The organism is Amycolatopsis sp. PSD-21 (genome assembly GCF_055561455.1).
The window spans coordinates 8,381,014-8,395,410 of record NZ_CM145712.1 but is presented as its reverse complement, the minus strand read 5'-3'; the positions used below and the strand labels follow the sequence as shown (position 1 = coordinate 8,395,410).

The window sequence follows — 14,397 nt, the reverse complement described above, 5'->3', positions numbered from 1 at the left end:
TCCCCTGAGGTGGTCTCCACTTGCAGGTGGCCGCCGTCACGTCGCGTTCCTAGACTCGACGCGTCGATGCCGCCGAACGCAGGAGTCTCCATGCCCGACGCCCCCGCAGTACCGAGCTACGCATCGGGAATCTCGGACACCCCGCTGCTGGGGGACACCATCGGTGACAACTTCGACCGCACCGTCGCCGCCTTCGGCGACCGGGACGCGCTCGTCGACCGCGCGGCCGGGAAACGCTGGACCTACACCGAACTCGCCGCCGAGGTGGACGCGCTCGCGCTGGGCCTGCTCGACCTCGGGATCGCCAAGGGCGACCGCGTCGGCATCTGGTCGCCGAACCGCTGGGAGTGGACCTGCGTCCAGTACGCGACTGCGAAGATCGGCGCGATCCTGGTCAACATCAACCCGGCGTACCGCTCGCACGAGCTCGAATACGTGCTGAACCAGGCCGGGATCAAGCTCGTCGTGGCGGCGAACTCGTTCAAGACCTCGGATTACGCGGGCATGATCGCCGAAGCGGGCCCGAAATGCCCGGCGCTGGAACACGTCGTGCTGCTGGACGGCCCCGAGTGGCCGTCGATGCTGGAGATCGGCCACAAGGCCGACCGCGCGCCGCTGGTGAAGCGGCAGGCCGAACTCTCCGCCGACGACCCGATCAACATCCAGTACACGTCCGGCACCACGGGTTTCCCCAAGGGTGCCACGCTGAGCCACCACAACATCCTCAACAACGGCTACTTCGTCGGCGAACTCTGCAACTACACCGAAGCCGACAAGATCTGCATCCCCGTGCCCTTCTACCACTGCTTCGGCATGGTTATGGGCAATCTCGCGGCGACGACGCACGGCGCGTGCATGGTCATCCCGGCGCCCGGGTTCGAGCCGAAGGCCACGCTCGAAGCCGTCGCGGCCGAGAAGTGCACGTCCCTGTACGGCGTTCCGACCATGTTCATCGCCGAACTGGCCGACCCGGATTTCGCTTCGCACGACCTGTCCTCGCTGCGCACCGGGATCATGGCGGGCTCGCCGTGCCCGGTCGAGGTGATGAAGCAGGTCATCGACCGGATGGGCATGGCGGAGGTGTCGATCTGCTACGGCATGACCGAGACGTCGCCGGTGTCCACGCAGACCCGCGCGGACGATTCGGTGGAACGGAGGGTGTCGACGGTCGGCCGGGTCGGGCCGCATCTGGAGGTCAAGGTCGTCGATCCGGAGACCGGGCTGACCGTGCCGCGCGGCGAACCGGGCGAGCTCTGCACCCGCGGCTACTCGGTGATGCTCGGCTACTGGGAACAGGCCGACAAGACGGCCGAGGCGATCGACGCGGCGCGGTGGATGCACACCGGCGACCTCGCGATCATGGACGCCGACGGGTACGTCAACATCACCGGCCGGATCAAGGACATGGTCATCCGCGGCGGTGAGAACCTGTACCCGCGCGAGATCGAGGAGTTCCTCTACACCCATCCGGACATCCTCGACGCGCAGGTCATCGGCGTCCCGGACGAGAAGTACGGCGAGGAACTGATGGCGTGGGTCCGCATGCGCGAGGGCGCGGAGCCGCTGACGGCCGAAGCCGTGCGGGAGTTCTGCGAGGGAAAGCTGGCGCGCTACAAGATCCCGCGGTACGTCCACGTCGTCGAGGAGTTCCCGATGACGGTGACCGGCAAGGTGCGCAAGGTCGAGATGCGGGCGGAGTCGATCAGCATCCTCGGGCTCGAAAAGGCGGCGGCAACCAAACACGCCTGATCGCGCGTGAAGGCCCCCTTCCCTCGGCTCAGCCGAGGGAAGGGGGCCTTCACGCGAGTGTCAGGCCGCGGTGTTGGCGGCGGCCGCGGCGATCGCCTTCGCGTCTTCTTCGCCGAAGGTCTCTTCGAGGTTCTCCGGCGAGTAGTCGAGGTCGATCTGCTCCACCGGCATCCCGCGCGCGGATTCGATCGCGCCGAGTCGCCGCTGCGCCCGGTCGGCCGCGTACTGGATGATCTCCTCGGGATCGTTGTCGAACGGGATCTCCTCGAACTGGTCCTGCACCCACTGGATCATCCCCAGCGCGTGGGGGAGCAGTTCGCCCATCCGCTGCTGCACCGCGTCCCACAGCGAATCGTCCGCGGCGACGTGACGACGGCAGGTGAAGGTGCCCCAGGCCATGTGACGGCGTTCGTCGTCGCCGATGCGGCGCACCAGTTCCTGCATTCCCGGCAGGATGTCGTGCTGCGTGCAGATCAGCTGCCAGGAGTAGTACCCGGTGAGCGCGAGACTGCCTTCGATGACGTGGTTGTAGGTGACGCTCGCGCGGATCTGGTTGAGCGGGCTGGGATCGTCCTCCAGTGCGCGCAAGGACTGCGGCAGCTCTTCGTAGAAAAGCTTGCGGTAGTGGGGATTTTCCGCGACGTACGGATGCAGGTCCTCGGTCAGCCCGACGGCGTCCATCCAGCGGCGGAACACCTCGGTGTGCTTGGCCTCTTCGAAACAGAACTGGGTCAGGTACATCTCGTCGCCGAAGCGGCCCGTCGCGGACATCGCCCGCATGAACGGCTGGATGTCCTCGGTGACCGCCTCTTCGCCCGCGATGAACTGCGCCACGAGATAGGTCGTCGACCGTTGCTGTTCCGGGTTGAGGGAGTCCCAGCCCTCGCGTTCACGGGAGAAGTCGATGTCGGCGGGGTTCCAGAACTTCTGGTTGCCCTTGACGAACAGCCGCAGGGGGAACGAGTCCCAGTTCAGCCCGCCCTTGCGCAGTGAGGAAAAACCGGTCCGCAGTTCGGAGAGCGTATCGGTCATGACGTACCCTTCGTGTCACTCCATTGTGGACGAATCGGTGGTCAGCGCCCGGATCGCGGGCGCCAGCACGGCGACTACCGAAGCCGCCGCCTCGCCGGCCGGATGCGTCGGCATGACGAGATGGGACAGGGAAAGCCGCACGACGGTCTCCGCCAGCAGCGTGGCGGATTCCGGGGAGAGCGACGGCTCGAACTCCCGGTACTGCCCGGCCGCGACCTCGGTCGCCGCGGTCAGGATGGGCTCGCCCTTGGTGGTCAGCAGGGGCAGGAGGTCTTCGCCCGCTTCGGTGCCCAGCGTGGTGGCGACGAGCCGGTTCTCCCGGGCGTGCTCGATCGTGTAGACGACCGCCTCGCGGATCCCGTCGCGCAGGTCCTTCGCGTCCTGCACGCGCAACCGGATGCCTTCCAGGAACTCCGACGTCGTCCGGAGGACCACGGCCTGGGCGAGTGTGGCCTTGTTGCCGAACTCGTTGTAGACGGTCTGCCTGCTCACCCCGGCGCGCGCGGCGACGTCCGCCATCCGCAGGGCGGTGTAACCGTGTTCGGTGAGCAGCTCGGTGGCCGCGTCGAGCAGCGCCTCCCGCAGGGAGGCCTTGGTCCGATCGGAGAAGCTGGTGATCTCGCCCACAGTCCCAGCTTGACACAGATCACGTCCATGTCAAAGAAGTTGACGGGCGCCCATCCGATGTAAATCCGTCGGTGGTGGCGGCTACCGTGGCCTGGTGGGCATCACCGTGGGGTTCGACCTCGACATGACACTGATCGATCCGCGGCCGGGCATGGTCGCGGTGATGAACGCGCTCGGCGTGGAGTCCGGCCTGCCGCTGGACGGCGAGTACTTCGCGGCCAACCTCGGCCCGCCCCTCGACGCCAGCCTGCGGGGCTTCGGGGCGCCGGAGGAGCGGATCCCGGAGCTGGTGGCGCGGTTCCGCGCGATGTACCCGGACACGGTCGTGCCCGTGACGGTCGCGCTGCCCGGCGCGGCCGAAGCACTGCACGCGGTCCGCGAGGCCGGCGGGCGCACCGTCGTCGTCACGGGCAAGTACGGGCCCAACGCGAAACTCCACCTGGACGCCCTCGGGCTCGAGGTCGACGTCCTGGTCGGGGAGTTGTGGTCGACGGAGAAGGCCGCCGCGCTCACCGAGCACGGCGCCCGTGTCTACGTCGGCGACCACCTCGGCGACATCCGCGGCGCGCTGGCGGCGGGCGCGGTCCCCGTCGGGGTCACCACCGGCCCGTGCACCAAGGAGGTGCTGCTCGCGGAGGGGGCCGAGGTGGTGTTCGACTCGCTGACCGAGTTCCCCGGCTGGTTCAGCTCTTTCGGCGAGCCTCGCGGATCAGGGCGATCAGACCGAGGGCGAGCCCCAGCGGAGTGATCACGCCCGCCGCGGCGGACAGCCACACCGGCAGGTTCTCCAGCCCGGCGGCGAACAGCACGAACACCGCCGTGACGGCGAGCATGCCGAGCGCGAACAGGCCGATGCCGACGCGCATGAGGATCGGTTTGCCCGGCTTTTCGGGGACGGCCACAGCGGCCTCCTTTACTGCGGTCTCCATGGAGCAGAGGGTATCCGCCGGTATCCGCTTCTCCACAGGGCGTGTGGCGAGATACGCTTATGGGACGCGCGCCCTGGGTACGCCCCCGGGCGCGTTCGTTGTGAGCAGGACAGCAAAGGACTGGTGAGGGAAGTGCCGACCGGCAAGGTCAAGTGGTACGACGCGGAGAAGGGTTTCGGTTTCGTCACCCAGGATGGGGGCGCCGACGTCTACATCCGTAAAGCCGCGCTGCCGCAGGGCGTCGAAGGGCTCAAGGCTGGCCAGCGCCTCGAGTTCGGTGTCGCCGACGGCCGCCGCGGCCCGCAAGCGCTCTCCGTCCGGCTGCTGGACCCGCCGCCGTCGGTCGCCGAGGCGCGCCGCCGTCCCGCCGAGGAGCTGCACGGGCTCATCGAGGACATGATCAAGCTGCTCGAGCTCAAGGTGCAGCCGGATCTGCGGCGCAACCGCTACCCGGACCGCAAGAACACGAAGCAGATCGCCGAGATCATGCGCGCCGTCGCCCGGGACCTCGATCCCTGATCGGCGCCCCCGCGGCCAAAGCGCGTGAAGGCCCCCTTCCCTCGACTCAGCCGAGGGAAGGGGGCCTTCACGCGATCCAGCTCAGGGGAGATCCGCGAGTGGTAGCAAAGGTCCCTTGCTCCCCTCAGGCGGCAGGCGGCTCGACCTGCAGCGACCAGATCGCCGTGGTGACCGCCTCGGCGTCCTCCGGACGTCCGGTCTGGCTGATCACCGAAGCCTGCGCGACCTCGACGACGAGGATCTGGTCGTCGGGCCGGGGCGTCGTCACGGTGTAGGCGAACCGGTCCAGCGACGTGATGATGTCCTGCTTGAGCTCCTGCGGCTCGCCCTTGCCGTTCACGTACTGCACCGTGACCTTCCACGGCGTCTCCGCGATCGCGGTCGGCACGGAGATCTGCACCGGCTTACCCGGCCGGATGCGCAGCTTGCCCGCGGCGTCGGGCCTGGTGGTGCACTGCGCGGTCTTGATGTCGCAGGACGCCAGCGGGGTGACGTTCACCGTGTTGCCGTCGGCGAAGAAGGTCACCTCTTCGGGGCCAGGGGCCGAGCAACCGGCCACCACGAAACCACCCGCCGCGAGTAGGGCTGCAATACGAAGTCGCCGCATACGGTGAAGATTACGAGCCCGGCCGCCACCGGGAGTCACCGGGCTGCGAGGGGATCGGCGATTCGCTGGTCGGCTCCGGGCGCAGCGGCCGGTCGCCGCCGAGTCCCGGGATCAGCGAAGTGCCGCGCCGCACCATGAACGTCTGCGTGAACCCGACGGCCAGCAGGATCGAAAGCACCAGGAAGCCGATCCAGTACGTCGGCGGCAGCAGCAGGCCGACGGCACCGCCGAAGCACCAGGACATCTGCAGCACGGTCTCCGACCGCCCGAACGCCGACGCGCGCGACTCTTCCGGCAGGTCTTCCTGGATGACGGCGTCGAGGCTGATCTTCGCCAGCGCGCTCGCGGTCGCGCCGACGAGCGCCACGATCGCCGCCGTCGCCAGTCCCGCCGCGACGGTGGCGATGATCGCGATGCCGAGACAGGCTCCGACACAGGCCAGGATCACCTGATCCGGTTTGCCGAAGTGCAGCCGCGAGCCCAGCGCGTTGCCGAGGAAGCCACCGGCACCCGCCGCGGCGCCGATGATGCCGAGCAGCAGCAGCTGTTCGAACGGGCTCTGCCCGCTGCCCTCGGCCTGCGCCTTCACCGCGAACGCGGAGAACATCATCAGGAACCCGGTCAGCACCCGGACGGTGCCGTTGCCCCACAGCGAGAGGACGATCTGGCGCCCCATCGGCTGCCGCTGCTTCTTGACCCGCCGCTCGGGATGCGCGGACAGCGACGCCGGCACCTCGCCCTCGGTCTTCTCGACCCAGGACGGGATGCGCATCGACTGCACCGCGGCGGCGACACAGATCAGCATGGTGAACCACAGCGCGCCCTGAGAGCCCCAGATCGCGTTGACCCCGCTCGCCAGCGCACCGAACGCACCGGCGGCGACCAGGCCGAACACGGTCAGCCGCGCGTTCGTCTTCGACAGCGTGATCTCGGGCGGCAGCACGCGTGGGGTCACGGCGGCCTTGAGCACGGTGAACGACTTCGAGAGCACCATCATGCCCAGCGCCGCCGGGTACAGGAGCCAGTCGTCGAAGTGCAGCGCCATCACGATGGCCATCAGCGCCTGGCCTGCCGAGGACACGCACATCGCGAGCCTGCGGCCGCGCTGGATCTTGTCCAGTGCCGGGCCGATCACCGGCGCGACCAGCGCGAACGGGGCGATCGTGATGAGCAGGTAGAGCGCGACCTTGCCCTTGCTCTCCCCGCTGGTGGCGGCGAAGAACAGGGTGTTGGCCAGCGCGATCGCCATGGCGGCGTCGCTGGCGTAGTTCAGCATCACCGCGTACGTCAGCGAAGTCAGGCCCGATTTGTCGGCGCCGTCCGCCTTCGTCGCGCGCTGGAAGGCGCCGACGGCCTGCCCGGTGAGCTGACGGCTGCGCATCGCCGCGACCCGGGTGACCGTGATCTTCTTCGGCATCTTCGGCAGGGAGCCCGCGCGCGGCGGGACCGCGGTCGTCGGGTGCTCGTGCGGCTGCTCCTGGGCGACCCGCGGCTCACCCGCGTAACCGCCGGTGTCGTAGTGCTCGTACTCGCCGCTGCCCGGCGGGTGTTCGTCGTAGAACCCGCCCGGACGACGCCGGACGGGTTCGGTCTGCCGCTGCGAAGGATCCGGATACGGTCGCGCGCCGCGGGGAGGTGTCCTCGGCGGTGGAGGCGGCGGCGGTGGCTGGTGGTGTCCCATCGGGATCGCGCTGGTGCGCGCCTCGTCGGCGGTCGGCCCGGCCGGATGCGGCTGGTACTGGGGCTGCGGACGGGACGCGCGCGGCGGCGGTGGCGGCACCGGCTGCTGATCGACGCGGGTCGGCGGCGGAGCGGACCAGCTGCGCGCCTGGGCGGCCCCCGGCTCCGGCGTCCACTTCCGCTTGCTCTTGCGGCCACGCTCCTTGCCCGGCCTGCCGGAAGGCGTGCCGTCGCGTCCAGAGTTCGAGCCGAAGATTCCCACGCTTCAATCCTGCCTTACGCGGGTCTCGCTTCGCGCGTTCACCACTGCTTTCTAGGCGGCGGGGACGAATTTCACGCGGAACATCCTCGGCCAGAGCTTGCCGGTGAGCAGGAACTCGTCGGTCCCCGGCACCGCCGCGATGCCGTTGAGGACGTCGGCGGACCCCCGTTCCTCGGGAGCGAGCAGCCCGGAAGCGTCGATCTCGCCGGTCACCCGCCCGGTCGCGGCGTCGATCCGCAGGATCCGGTCGGTCTGCCAGACGTTCGCGTACACGGAGGCCCCGACGCACTCCAGCTCGTTCAGCTGGTCACGGCCCACCTCGACGCTGCCCGTCGGCGCGAAGGTCACGGGGTCCCGGAAGGTCAGCTTCGACGAGCCGTCGCTCATCACCAGCTGCCCGTCGCGGTGACAGAGCCCCCAGCCTTCGCCGGTGTACGTCACGCGCCGCAGCTCGGCCAGCGTCTTGGCGTCGCGTTCGATCGCGACGCCGTCCTGCCAGGTGATCTGCCAGGCCGTCGCCCCCAGCACCGTGATGCCCTCGCCGAACAGGCCGGGCAGTTCCCGCCGGACCGACGGCGCCGCGCCCGGGGGCCCGGCCCGCATCGACGACTTCCCGACCAGGCCGGTCCCCTCGTACAGCGTCTCGCCGGAGAACTCGAGGCCCTGCGTGAAGGCGGCCGGGTCGTGGGGCAGCGTCGAGACCACCCGCACCTTCAGTTTCTCGGGCGCGGGCGGGGCGGCGTCGCTCACCGGCGCGGCGGCGCAGCCACCGAGGACGGCGGCCAGCAGGAGCGACATGGTCATCAGCGTGCGCACGCGGACAGCCTGACACGGACCGCGATATCGCGTGCGGCAGAATGGGGGCATGACCCTGCTGTTGACCCTGGACGACGGCTCCATCCAGCGCAAACTCGCCGAGGCGGTCGATCTCGCCCGTGCGGCGGTGCTGGAGGACGCCGGTGCCGAACAGGTCGGCGCGCACGTCGGCGTTGACCGGGAGGACGCGGTTTCCGCGAGCCACCTGTTCGAGGCGACCGTGTCGGGTTATCGAGGCTGGCGCTGGTCGGTCACGGTCGCGCTCGCCGGCGAGGAAGAGCCGATCACGGTCAGCGAGGTCGTGCTGATCCCCGGTCCGGAAGCGCGTGTCGCCCCGGCGTGGGTCCCGTGGGACCGCCGCGTCCAGGCGGGCGACCTCGGCGTCGGCGACATCTTCCCGGTGGAGAAGGACGACCCGCGGCTCGTCCCGGCGTACCTGGAGTCCGACGACCCCGCGGTCGAAGCGGTCGCCAAGGAGACCGGTCTCGGCCGGGTCCACGTGCTGTCCCGGTACGGCAGGCTCGACGCCGCCGCCCGCTGGCACGGTGGCGAGTTCGGCCCGCGGTCGGATATGGCGCGCAGCGCGCCGGACGTCTGCGGCAGTTGCGGGTTCTTCGTGCCGCTCGCCGGGTCGCTCAGCGCGGCCTTCGGCGCGTGCACCAACGACATCTCCCCGGCGGACGGCCACGTCGTCGACGTCGAGTACGGCTGCGGCGCGCACTCCGAGATCGAGGTCGAGGTGACCTCGTCGGTGCCGGTGGCGGAGCTGGTCTACGACGACTCGCTGATCGACTTCGAGCCCGCGCCGGAGACCCCGGCCGAGCCCGAGCCCGAGCCGGCCGAGGCCACCGTCGTCGACGAGTCCGAGGCCCCCGTCGCCGAGGCGCCGGAGACCGCCGAGGTCCAGCCGGAGGTCGAGCCCGAGGCCGCCGCTGCGCAGTCTTCGGAGACCGCCGACGAAGCGCAGGTCGAGGCCGAAAGCGCCAGTGAGCACTGACCCGTTCGACACCGAGCGGCTCCGCGCCGCCGTCCTGCGGGCGTGGGCGGATTCGCCGACGAGGTTCACCGAGGACACGAACACCGAAAACGACCTGCGGGTCGGCGGCTACCGTGACCGGTTGTTCGTCGAGCTGGCGCAGAACGCCGCCGACGCGGCCCTCGCCGCCGGTGAACGCGGCACGCTCCGGATGTCCGTTGTGGACGGTGAGCTGAGGTTCGCCAACACGGGCGCTCCCTTGGACGCGCGCGGTGTCGAATCCCTCGCGTCTCTTCGCGCTTCCGGCAAGGGCGAGGAGACCGTCGGCCGGTTCGGCGTCGGGTTCGCCGCCGTGCTCACGGTTTCCGCCGAGCCGAGGATCGTTTCGGTGACCGGTGGCGTCGCCTTCTCCGCGGAACGCACGCGGGCCGAAGCCGGCCGCACCGGCGACGTTCCCGTGCTCCGGCTTCCGTGGCCGGTCGCCGACGCCGAACCTCCCGTGCCCGAAGGCTTCACCACCGAGGTCCGGCTTCCGCTGCGTGAGGGCGTCGACGGCAAGGCTCTGCTGGAGGACCTGAAGAACGACGTCGGCGATCTCCTGCTTACCCTCTCCTGGCTCGAAAGCATCGAGGTCGATGGTGGCGTCTGGCGCCGATCCGAGCTGGGCGACGGTGTCGTCGAACTCGCGTCGCCGGAAGGCTCCGAGCACTGGCAGGTCCATCGCGGCGACGTCGTCTGGGCCGTTCCGCTGGACGGATCCGGTTCGCCGCGGCCGCTCGGTGACGACGTCCTGCACGCGCCGACTCCGACCGACGACGAGCTTTCCCTGCCCGCCAGGCTGATCGCGACGTTGCCGATCGAGCCGTCCCGCCGCCGCGCGCTGCCGGGCCCGGAGCTGACGGCGGCGCTGAAGAACGCCGCGCGGGAGTACGTCGAACTCGTCCGTTCTTTGCCAGGCAAGGAACGCCTGGCGCTCGTGCCCGGGGCGGACTTCCCGCGTTCCACTGTGGACGGAACGCTGCGGGAGGCCATTCTCGAAAATCTCGCCGACTCGCCCTGGCTTCCGGCGCAAGCGGGTGACGACTTACCGGGGCGTCAGGCGCGTGTCCTGTCGGTGGACGTTCCGGGGCTGGCGCCGCTGCTGGCGGACCTGGTGCCCGGGCTGACTTCACTGTCCGGTGTGGACCTTCGCGCCGTCGGCGCGCAGTCGCTTTCGCCCGCCGAGGCCATCGAGCTGCTGACCGGGGCGCAGCGTGAGCCCTCGTGGTGGCGTTCGCTCTACGACGTGCTGCTCCCGGCGCTCGAAGCGCACGACCTCACCAAGGACGACCTCGGCGCGTTGCCGGTGCCAATGTCGGACGGCCGTACCTTGCCCGGCGTCCGCGACGCGTTGCTCGTCGGCGGCTCGGCGGAACTGCTCGAACTGCTGTCCGATGTGGACATCATCGGTCTGCGGCTGGTGCATCCGGCCGCCGCGCATCCGTTGCTGGAACGCTTGGGAGCCAAGCACGCCGAGGCGGGGGACCTGCTCGAAGCCGACGCGCTGAGCGCCGCCGTCGAACGCAGCGTCGAGGACGTCCGGTCCGGTTTGGACGGAACGGCCCTCGCGGGTGCGGTGCTCCGCCTGATCGCCGAGGTCGGCGACGAAGCCCCCGAATGGGCGGGTGCGCTGGCCCTGCCGAGTGAGGACGGCTGGCGGCGCGCGGACGAACTCGTCCTGCCCACGTCGCCGCTGGGCGACATCTTCGATCCCGAGGTGTTCGAAGAAGACGGAGCCTTGTCCGTGCTGGACGAGGAATTCGCCGAGGACTGGCCGGCGGCCACGCTCGTCGCGGTCGGCGTGCTCGATTCGTTCGCGATCATCACCGACGACGAACCGCTGGAACCCGAGCACGGCCTGCCCGACGAGCACGACTGGTGGGATTCGCTGGAGCGTCCGCCGTCACGGGTACTGGCCGTGCGGGATCTCGATCTCGTCGCAGACGATGCCTGGCCGGAGGCGCTGCGGTTGCTGGCGTCTCGTCCCGAAACCTGGCGTGCACTTACCGAACCCGGCGGGCACACCGGCTGGTGGCTCGCGCGGTACGCGCTCCTGGACGGGCACGCGCCGCTCGAATGGCGGATGCCGGAGGCGTCCGCGCTGGCGGGACTCTACGACGTCGTCCCGGATTCGGGGCTGAGCAAGGAGATCCTGCTCGCCGTCGGTGTCCGGACGGAGCTGGGGGCAGACGCCGAAGACGTCGAGGATCTCTTGGAGCGGCTTGGGGATCCCGAGCGCAAGGTGAGCCCCGGGCTCGCTTCCCGGGCGCACGCGGCCCTCGCCGAGTACACAGTGGACGTTCCCGCGCCGGATCGTGTCCGTGCCGCGGACGGCTGGGCCGTCGACGCCCGCGACGCCGTCGTGCTCGACGTGCCGTGGTTCGCGGCCGTGCTGGCACCGGAGCGGATGGTCGTGTCGGCGAGCGGCGCCGCCGCGCTGGCGGAATTGCTGGACCTGCCGGTGGCGAGCGGTCTCGACGCCAAGGTCACCGAAGACGGCGAGTTCGTGCCGTGGACGGAGCTCCCCGCGCTGCGGCTGGCCGCCGATCAGCTGGGCGTCGAGCTGCCCGACGGCGGGGTGCTGCTGCACGAGGCGCTGACGGTGACCTTCGAGGACGCGGAGCACGACGTCGCCTGGTGGTCCGACGGCAGGCTGCACGCCGCCGACACCCCCGAAGGCCTCGGCCGGGCGTTCGCCTGGGCCACCGGCCGCTGGGCCGACCGCCACGTCCTGACGGCCCTGCTCGAAGACCCCTCGCCTTCCGCGCTGCTCAACTGACGCATCCAGAGGACGAAATGCGGGGTTAGAAACGCTGTGCGCCCTTCGAGCCCCGCCGGGCGGCGGCGCGCTGCCAGGCGATGATCGCGAGACCGATGAAGCCGAGCACGAGGCCGGAGAACGCCGTCTGCACCCAGATGCCGTCGGTCACAAAGAACAGGACCACGGTCGCGACCGCCCAGAGCGAGGTACCTACGATCACCACCGGCGTCAGGTCGGTCAGCCGCTTCGGCAGCTCCGGCGTTGGCCGCAATGAACCGTTTACTTCCCCGGAATTGATCGATTCGCCCACGTGGGGAAGGGTACCCGGCAACGGGCGAAGGGTGGTACGCGATGGCGGAGCAGCGCACCCGGTCCACACTGGACCGGTTCTTCAAGATCAGCGAGCGCGGCTCGACACCGGGGCGGGAGATCCGCGGCGGGGTCGTCACCTTCTTCACGATGGCCTACATCGTGGTCCTGAACCCGCTGATCCTCGGCAGCTTCTCCGCCGACGACGCGGGCGCGCACAAGGACGTCCTCGGCAACATCCTCCCCGTGCCGCAGGTCGCCGCGGTGACCGCGCTGGTCGCCGGGGTGCTGACGATCATCATGGGCCTGGTCGCGAACTATCCGTTCGCCATCGCCACCGGTCTCGGCATCAACAGCCTGATCGCGGTCACCTTCGCCTCCCAGATGACCTGGCCGGAGGCGATGGGCCTGGTGGTGATCGAAGGTCTGGTCATCGTCCTGCTCGTGTTCGCCGGTATCCGCACGGCGGTGTTCAACGCCGTGCCGCCACCGCTGAAATCCGCGATCGCGGTCGGCATCGGCCTGTTCATCTGCCTGATCGGCCTGGTCGACGCCGGCTTCGTCCGCCGCGTCCCCGACGAGGCTAAGACCACCGTGCCGGTCGGGCTCGGCATCAACGGCTCGATCGCGTCGTGGCCGACGCTGGTGTTCGTCGTCGGCCTGCTGATCACCGGAATCCTGGTGGCGAAGCGGGTCAAGGGCGCGATCCTGATCGGTGTCCTCGCCTCGACCGTGCTGGCGATCGTCATCGAGGCGATCACCAACGTCGGCCCGTCGAAAGGCGTGAACCCGCAGGGCTGGAACCTCGGCTACCCGGCGCTGCCCGATCAGGTCCTCGGCGTGCCGGATCTCTCGCTGGTCGGCGAGATCTCCTTCGGCGCCTGGACGCGGCTGCCGATCATCACCGTCGTGCTGCTGGTGTTCACCCTGGTGCTGGCGGACTTCTTCGACACCATGGGCTCGATGACCGGCCTGGCGAAGGAAGGCGGCCTGCTCCCGCCGGACGGCAAACTCCCGAACGTCGGCAAGGCGCTGTTCGTGGACGGCACCGCCGCGGTGGCAGGCGGGTTCGCGTCTTCGAGTTCGAACACCGTCTTCGTCGAGTCCGCGTCCGGTATCGCCGAGGGCGCGAGGACCGGGCTCGCGAACGTCGTCACCGGCGTGCTGTTCATCGCGGCCATGTTCCTGACCCCGCTCTATCAGGTCGTCCCGGTCGAGGCCGCCGCTCCGGCGCTGGTCGTCGTCGGCGCGCTGATGATGAGCCAGGTCAAGGAGATCGACTTCGCCGACTTCACCGTCGCGCTGCCGGCGTTCCTGACCATCGTGGTCATGCCGTTCACCTACTCGATCGCCAACGGCATCGGCGCCGGCTTCGTCAGCTACGTCGTCATCCGCGCGGTCACCGGCAAGGCCAAGGGCGTGCACCCGCTCATGTGGGCCATCGCGGCGATGTTCGTGGCCTACTTCGCGGTCGGCCCCATCCAGGCCGCGTTCAGCTGACCAGCGGTTATGTCAGCCGTGGGCGATCTCACGGGCCGATGATCCGATCGTGAGGTATGCTAACTATATGTCCGGAGACACGCACGAGCGCTCACTGGCGAGCCGCCTGCGTCTCGCGGTGGTGCGGCTGAATCGGCGGCTGCGGGCCCAGCGGGCCGGTGACGGCATCTCGCTGACCCAGGTGTCCGCGTTGTCGACGCTGCACAAATGCGGTGCGCTGACCCCTGGTCAGCTCGCCGCGAAGGAAGGCGTCCAGCCGCCCTCGATGACGAGGGTGATCGCCGCGCTCGAGGAGATGGGTTACGTCGAGCGCAGGCCGCATCCGACGGACGGCCGCCAGGCCATCGTCGAACTGTCCGACCGCGGCCGGGCCTACGTGATCGAGCAGATCACCGCGCGGGAGATCTGGCTGGACAAGCAATTGGCGGAGTTGAGCGCCGAAGAACGCGAAGTGCTCTCTCGCGCCTCCGAGATCATCGACAGGATGGCGGGGAACTAACAGCGGTGACGACCACGGGTAGCGAAACACAGTGTCCTTCCAAGACCGCCGCTACCCGGGAACCTTCTCCACCGCCATCTCCCGTTCGCGAG

General features: G+C 69.6%; 14 protein-coding genes. 7 read left to right on the top strand and 7 right to left on the bottom strand.

Annotated features, from left to right (window positions below):
* Positions 1-90 precede the first annotated feature (90 nt).
* The gene (locus tag ACZ1DY_RS39440; RefSeq protein ID WP_465482683.1) at positions 91-1,749 is read left to right on the top strand and encodes an AMP-binding protein; all 1,659 of its coding nucleotides are present in this window, start codon (positions 91-93) and stop codon (positions 1,747-1,749) included.
* Between the two features lie 60 nt (positions 1,750-1,809).
* On the opposite strand, the gene ACZ1DY_RS39435 is transcribed toward ACZ1DY_RS39440, so the two are convergent.
* Positions 1,810-2,781, bottom strand: a complete 972-nt coding sequence (locus tag ACZ1DY_RS39435; protein WP_126730425.1) for a R2-like ligand-binding oxidase — start codon at positions 2,779-2,781, stop codon at positions 1,810-1,812.
* Positions 2,782-2,796: 15 nt separating this feature from the next.
* A complete protein-coding gene (locus ACZ1DY_RS39430; protein WP_192743792.1) occupies positions 2,797-3,408 on the bottom strand; it encodes a TetR/AcrR family transcriptional regulator in 612 nt (203 codons plus the stop codon).
* Between the two features lie 94 nt (positions 3,409-3,502).
* Here ACZ1DY_RS39430 and ACZ1DY_RS39425 point away from each other — a divergent pair, with 94 nt between their 5' ends.
* Positions 3,503-4,156: an HAD family hydrolase gene (locus ACZ1DY_RS39425; RefSeq protein WP_465482682.1), complete on the top strand. Its 654-nt coding sequence runs from the start codon at positions 3,503-3,505 to the stop codon at positions 4,154-4,156.
* On the opposite strand, the gene ACZ1DY_RS39420 is transcribed toward ACZ1DY_RS39425, so the two are convergent.
* On the bottom strand, positions 4,092-4,337 hold the full coding sequence (locus ACZ1DY_RS39420; RefSeq protein ID WP_126730429.1) for a hypothetical protein: 246 nt from the start codon (positions 4,335-4,337) through the stop codon (positions 4,092-4,094). The genes ACZ1DY_RS39425 and ACZ1DY_RS39420 overlap by 65 nt on opposite strands.
* A 132-nt stretch (positions 4,338-4,469) precedes the next feature.
* Between ACZ1DY_RS39420 and ACZ1DY_RS39415 the strand changes: the two genes are divergently transcribed.
* Positions 4,470-4,856, top strand: coding sequence for a cold-shock protein (locus tag ACZ1DY_RS39415; RefSeq protein WP_016337551.1), 387 nt, complete (start codon positions 4,470-4,472; stop codon positions 4,854-4,856).
* A 124-nt stretch (positions 4,857-4,980) separates the two neighbouring features.
* Here the strand turns inward: ACZ1DY_RS39415 and ACZ1DY_RS39410 are convergent, their stop codons facing one another.
* Genes ACZ1DY_RS39410 through ACZ1DY_RS39400 form a run of 3 tightly spaced genes read right to left on the bottom strand, consistent with a single transcriptional unit; the run spans position 4,981 to position 8,221 of the window.
* Complete coding sequence (locus ACZ1DY_RS39410) at positions 4,981-5,463, bottom strand: DUF2771 family protein (RefSeq protein WP_126730430.1); 483 nt, start codon at positions 5,461-5,463, stop codon at positions 4,981-4,983.
* A 10-nt stretch (positions 5,464-5,473) separates the two neighbouring features.
* On the bottom strand, positions 5,474-7,405 hold the full coding sequence (locus ACZ1DY_RS39405; protein ID WP_257484054.1) for an MFS transporter: 1,932 nt from the start codon (positions 7,403-7,405) through the stop codon (positions 5,474-5,476).
* A 51-nt stretch (positions 7,406-7,456) separates the two neighbouring features.
* The gene (locus ACZ1DY_RS39400) at positions 7,457-8,221 is read right to left on the bottom strand and encodes a glutaminyl-peptide cyclotransferase (protein WP_257484055.1); all 765 of its coding nucleotides are present in this window, start codon (positions 8,219-8,221) and stop codon (positions 7,457-7,459) included.
* A gap of 49 nt (positions 8,222-8,270) precedes the next feature.
* Between ACZ1DY_RS39400 and ACZ1DY_RS39395 the strand changes: the two genes are divergently transcribed.
* The gene (locus tag ACZ1DY_RS39395; protein WP_465482681.1) at positions 8,271-9,218 is read left to right on the top strand and encodes a DUF3027 domain-containing protein; all 948 of its coding nucleotides are present in this window, start codon (positions 8,271-8,273) and stop codon (positions 9,216-9,218) included.
* Positions 9,208-12,015, top strand: a complete 2,808-nt coding sequence (locus tag ACZ1DY_RS39390) for a sacsin N-terminal ATP-binding-like domain-containing protein (protein WP_465482680.1) — start codon at positions 9,208-9,210, stop codon at positions 12,013-12,015. Before ACZ1DY_RS39395 ends, ACZ1DY_RS39390 begins: the two co-directional genes overlap by 11 nt.
* A gap of 25 nt (positions 12,016-12,040) precedes the next feature.
* Here ACZ1DY_RS39390 and ACZ1DY_RS39385 read toward each other — a convergent pair whose 3' ends face one another.
* Positions 12,041-12,268, bottom strand: coding sequence for a DUF2530 domain-containing protein (locus ACZ1DY_RS39385; protein WP_125684146.1), 228 nt, complete (start codon positions 12,266-12,268; stop codon positions 12,041-12,043).
* Between the two features lie 80 nt (positions 12,269-12,348).
* Here ACZ1DY_RS39385 and ACZ1DY_RS39380 point away from each other — a divergent pair, with 80 nt between their 5' ends.
* Together ACZ1DY_RS39380 and ACZ1DY_RS39375 are read left to right on the top strand one after the other, a co-directional pair.
* Complete coding sequence (locus ACZ1DY_RS39380) at positions 12,349-13,806, top strand: NCS2 family permease (protein ID WP_465482679.1); 1,458 nt, start codon at positions 12,349-12,351, stop codon at positions 13,804-13,806.
* 67 nt (positions 13,807-13,873) lie between these two features.
* A complete protein-coding gene (locus ACZ1DY_RS39375; RefSeq protein ID WP_016337543.1) occupies positions 13,874-14,305 on the top strand; it encodes a MarR family winged helix-turn-helix transcriptional regulator in 432 nt (143 codons plus the stop codon).
* Positions 14,306-14,397: the final 92 nt, after the last annotated feature.

Excerpts from the sequence above, each read along its gene's own strand:
- ACZ1DY_RS39380 (WP_465482679.1), top strand. The coding sequence starts at position 12,349 with ATGGCGGAGCAGCGCACCCGGTCCACACTGGACCGGTTCTTCAAGATC.
- ACZ1DY_RS39375 (WP_016337543.1), top strand. The coding sequence starts at position 13,874 with ATGTCCGGAGACACGCACGAGCGCTCACTGGCGAGCCGCCTGCGTCTC.
- ACZ1DY_RS39410 (WP_126730430.1), bottom strand. The coding sequence starts at position 5,463 with ATGCGGCGACTTCGTATTGCAGCCCTACTCGCGGCGGGTGGTTTCGTG.
- ACZ1DY_RS39435 (WP_126730425.1), bottom strand. The coding sequence starts at position 2,781 with ATGACCGATACGCTCTCCGAACTGCGGACCGGTTTTTCCTCACTGCGC.
- ACZ1DY_RS39395 (WP_465482681.1), top strand. The coding sequence starts at position 8,271 with ATGACCCTGCTGTTGACCCTGGACGACGGCTCCATCCAGCGCAAACTC.
- ACZ1DY_RS39440 (WP_465482683.1), top strand. The coding sequence starts at position 91 with ATGCCCGACGCCCCCGCAGTACCGAGCTACGCATCGGGAATCTCGGAC.
- ACZ1DY_RS39420 (WP_126730429.1), bottom strand. The coding sequence starts at position 4,337 with ATGGAGACCGCAGTAAAGGAGGCCGCTGTGGCCGTCCCCGAAAAGCCG.